This is a genomic window from Nocardia sp. NPDC058497 (assembly GCF_042720195.1).
Classification (GTDB): domain Bacteria; phylum Actinomycetota; class Actinomycetes; order Mycobacteriales; family Mycobacteriaceae; genus Nocardia.
Map to the genome: position 1 here is coordinate 1 of NZ_JBHXMY010000500.1, position 4,409 is coordinate 4,409.

Annotated in this window: 2 protein-coding genes and 1 pseudogene; 2 read left to right on the forward strand and 1 reads right to left on the reverse strand. The window is 69.2% G+C overall.

Translation table 11 applies throughout. The features are described 5' to 3' along the window. Positions 1 to 513, forward strand: a pseudogene (locus ACFWPJ_RS25850) (hypothetical protein); the annotation flags it as partial. 5 nt (positions 514 to 518) lie between these two features. Then, on the forward strand, positions 519 to 1,145 hold the full coding sequence (locus ACFWPJ_RS25855; protein WP_378855020.1) for a class F sortase: 627 nt from the start codon (positions 519 to 521) through the stop codon (positions 1,143 to 1,145). Positions 1,146 to 1,151: 6 nt separating this feature from the next. Here the strand turns inward: ACFWPJ_RS25855 and ACFWPJ_RS25860 are convergent, their stop codons facing one another. Then, positions 1,152 to 3,974: an AAA family ATPase gene (locus ACFWPJ_RS25860; RefSeq protein ID WP_378855022.1), complete on the reverse strand. Its 2,823-nt coding sequence runs from the start codon at positions 3,972 to 3,974 to the stop codon at positions 1,152 to 1,154. Positions 3,975 to 4,409 lie beyond the last annotated feature (435 nt).

A 4,409-nucleotide genomic window follows, 5' to 3' on the forward strand; every position in this document is an offset into this window, starting at 1 on the left:
GCGGGCGACCCACCCACACACAGGGCGCGAGCGCCGGACCCCCAAACACCCACCCCGAATATCCCACACCCCCCCCCCGCGGCCAAAACCCCGCCGCCGACGACCCCGAAGCCGAAGCCGGAGTGCCGCACCGAAGGTGGATACCTGATCTGCGTCACCGGCGATCTCCTCGTCATCGTCCCCGAGATCCCGTCGTACTACGACAAGAAGTGCGGTTGCCACGTCTACACCTATCGAGCACCTTCCGGTCGCCTGTGCACCGGCTATCAGAACGGCAAGGACATCGTCTTCACCGGCTACTACCCGGAGAAGGTCAAGACCGTTGAGCAAGCGAAGGTAGCTCAGGAGGCCGGCGAAGTGATCCTGGAGACCCCACCGGCCGAGATCGTGACCGGCCGTGATCCGGGCGCGGAAGACAGCACAGTCTCGGGCTGGTGGTGGATCACCGGCGGTGTCGGCGCTGCCCTACTGGTCACCGCTGGTGTGTCGCTGCTGGTTCGCCGCGCCCGATAATGGCCATGTCTACCCTGGCGAAGGTGGCACTGTTCGGCGGGACGCTGTTGATCGGTGTGTCCGCCGCACAGGCCAGCGGGTTGCTGCAGAGTGTGCTGACGCCCGGCGTGGTCCAGACGGAGACATCGGCGCCGGAGACCACCGGGCCGGCCAGTACTCGGCCGGTCAGGCAGGTCCGGCAGTCGGCGCCGATCTGGATCGCGATCGAACCGGGCGTGCTGGGGCGGACAACGCTGAACCCGGCCGGGATCAAAGCTGTGAACGGCCGGGTGGAACCGGTCGACAACCGGCCGGTCTTCCGCACCGACAGCAACCGTCCTGGAACCGATTCCAAGGGAACATCATTCATCGTCGGCCACAACTTCGACGACGGGTCCGGCACCGAGGTACCTTTCGCTGCACTGGAGCGGGTGCGGGTCGGGCACACCGTCACGGTGGGCACCGCCAACGGCACTCTCTCCTATACGGTCCAGGAGGTCTTCCGCGTACCCAAACGTGAGATAGCCCGGCGCACAGACCTGTTGGTGAACGTGCCGGGCCGGCTGATCCTCGAGACGTGCGACACCACGCCCGAAGGTGACGACACATTCGACAACCTGGTGATCATCACCCAGCTGTCGGGGGCGCAGTGAACGCACCTATCCGCGCAGCGCAACGGCGAGCTCGTTCCTGGACCGGATACCGAGCTTGAGATAGGCGCTGGACAGGTGCATCTCCACCGTCCGCAAGGTGACGAACAGCGACTGGGCGATCTCCTTGTTCGAACTGCCGCGCGCGGCAAGTTCGGCGACCCGGTGTTCGCGGCTGGTCAGGGCTTCGACACCGGTGCCCGCACGACGGCGGGGACGCCCACCCGCGGCCCGCAATTCCCCCCTCGCCCGCTCCGCCAGCCCCGCGGCGCCGCACCGGTGCGCCAGCTCCATGGCCTGGCGCAGCGGCGGGCGGGCGGCGGTTGTCCGGCCGGATCGGCGCAGGGCGCCACCGTAGTCGAGCAGAGCCTCGGCCCGCCACACCAAGGAGGGTGAGTCGGCGAGGATCTCGGCGGCGTGGTGCAGCAGGTCGAGGCCCTCGGCGTCATTGCGAAGGAGGCCGGACACCCGTAGGGCGCCACCGATCGCGCGCCGTGACTGCGCGGCGGTGGCCGCGGCGAGCGCGGCGTCGGCCAGTCCCCGTGCGCCGTAATCGTCGCCGAGCGCGGCCAGCACGGGGACAAGGGCGATGCGGGTGTCGTGGTCCCCGGGCAGCAGTCCACGTGTCGCGGTCAGCCGGTGTAGGGCGTCGACGAGATCGTTGTGCGCGGAAGCGAATTCGCCCCGCGCGGCGCGTAGTCGGCCGCGCACGATCTGTGAGCTGATCGACGTCGGCTCGGGGTCGAACTCGCCGTCGAGTCCGTTGCCGGTCAGCAGCGCGGCGGCCTCGTCGAGCCGTCCCTGATCAATGAGAACGTCGATCAGGGGGAAGACCGTGTGCTGGAAGTGGGTGTGGGTCAGCCCCTGCGCGTCGACGGCGGCCCGCAGATCGGTTTCGGCGCCCCGCAGGTCACCGCACCGATGGCGGGTGAGCCCGCGCAACCACAGCACCCGCGCGGTCCACTGCGGCGAACCGGTGCGTTCGGCATGACGTGCGGCCCGGGTGAGCAGATCCACGGCGATGCCGTAGCGCTCGGCCGCGATCAGGCAGAACGTGATGTTGGTGCGCCACAAAGGATGTCCACCGTGACTGGTCAGCGCCGGATGCGCCGCCGACTGCTCGGCCAGGTCACCCGCCTCGGCCACCGGCCCGCCCGTGGCCAGTGCGCGCCGGGCCACGAACGACAACAGCAGGCATTCGGCCGCCGACTGCGCTGGCAGCGTACCGAAGCGCGCCGCTTCGTCCTCGAATCTGGTCGGCAGGCCCGGATTACCCAGCAAGGCACCGAGTTTGGCGGCTTCCAGGTGGAGAGCGAGCTCGCGATCGTGGTCACCGACATCGTCGGCCGCGCGTTCGTAGAGGGCGATCTGGTCACGCTGACACGACGGATCGGCGTGGGTCGTCCAAGCCAGCGCGATGACGGCGCGGGCCCGGTCGACCGGGTCGACCGCGGTCTCGCCTGCCAGGCGCAGATGCAGGGAGGCGTCGCCTGCGCCGATCTCGTGCTCAGCGGTGCCGAGTTCGAACAGCAGCTGTGGGCGGTCCACCGCGGCGGGTGGTTCGTCGAGCGCGCGGCGCAGCAGGGTGGCGGCGGCGTCCGGTGCTCCCGCCGCGGCGGCCCGCTGGGCGGCGCCTCTCAGTAGCGTCACCACGTGCTGGTCACCGGACGGACTGGTGACCAGCAGATGCGCGGCGACGGCCGTGGGGTCGGCGCCCTGCGCGGCCAGCAGGCCGGCCGCACGGGCATGCAGGGCAGCGCGCTCGGCACCGGGGATATCGCCGTAGATGGCTGCGCGCACGACCGGATGCACGAACCGCAACGGTGCGCCGCGCTCGAGCACCGCGACAGCGGCCAGCGCGTCGGCCAGCACACCTGCCGCGGTCGGGTCGAGCTCGACGAGCCGCGCGCAGTCCTCGACACGGGCGCTGTCGCCGAGCACGGCGAGGGCCCGCGCGAATCCCGGTGCCGCTGCATCGATCCGGCTCACCCGGGCCAGCACCGCTGCCGCGACACGCCGGGGCGCCAGCGTCGCCACCGCCGACGGATCGAACGCACCGGCGTCGTCGCGCCGGTGCAGCGCGCCGAGCAACTCGGTGAGCAGGAACGGATTGCCCCCGGTCGCCGCCAGACACGCCCGCGCGAGGTCTTGCTGATCCTGCGCACCGAGCCTGTCCCGCAGCAGCGTCGCGACAGCGGGCAGCGACATCGGCAGCGGACGCAGCACCGCAGGCCGCGCTTCGAGCAGAAACTCCTCGACATCGCGGCGGTGGCGCTCACCACCGGGGCCCGCGGTCACCACGATGAGCGCAGGCAACCCGTCCAGACGCAAGGCCAGATGCCGCAGGAATCGCAGGGAAGGCTCATCGATCCAGCCGAGGTCGTCGATGGCGATCAGTACCGGCGATCGTTCGGCGATGTTGGCCACCAGCCAGTACAGGCCGTGCAGGGTTGCGAAGGCGACGTCACCGCCTGCCGCGGGGTCCACCGACGTGAACACCGCCTCGGCCAGACTCGCCGCACCCGACAACAACCGGGCACGTTCGCGGGGTTCGGCACGGGAAAGTCCGGCCTCGAGCAGTTGACGAACCACACCGAACCCGAAGCCACGCTCGAGCTCGCCGCCGCGCGCCGAACGCACCTCCCACCCCTTGACCTGCGCGCGCCTGCGCAGCTCGTCGAGCACGGTCGTCTTGCCGATACCCGCCGGTCCCTCGAGGAGCACGACGTGCCCCGCACCGGCACCCGCCTCGTCCAGACACGACTCCAGCCAGGACAGTTCATCGGTCCGGTCGACGAGAACGGGCGCACGGAAGAACAATTCAGCAGTCACGTCGGCGCCACCCCTGTCGCGAGCCGGTGAACACTACGATGATCACATGTGATCGGTGCGCATCGGCCGCTTTTTCGTTGTGCTACACGGGGTCTGGCCACTATCTCGTGGCAAATCGCTGAAACACGACAATGGCTCACAGAAAAGTTGTCCGCCGAGCCCGCCATGGGTTCACCATCCTGGACGCGGACTGGAACCCAGAGATGATGCCGGTCGGTGGCATCGCCCTCGCGCCCCGAACCTGCGGTGCACAGCTCACAGGAAGTCGTCGGCAGCAGCTGCGAGCTCGTGTGCCGGCGCGAGCGCGTGCGGACGCTGCGGTGCGGGCCACGCACAGACTGCATCCGAGCATCATTTCTCTTATACACATCTCCTATCCCACTATACCTTAATTCATCGCGTATGACGTCTTATTAGTGAAAAGGGGGGGGTGTT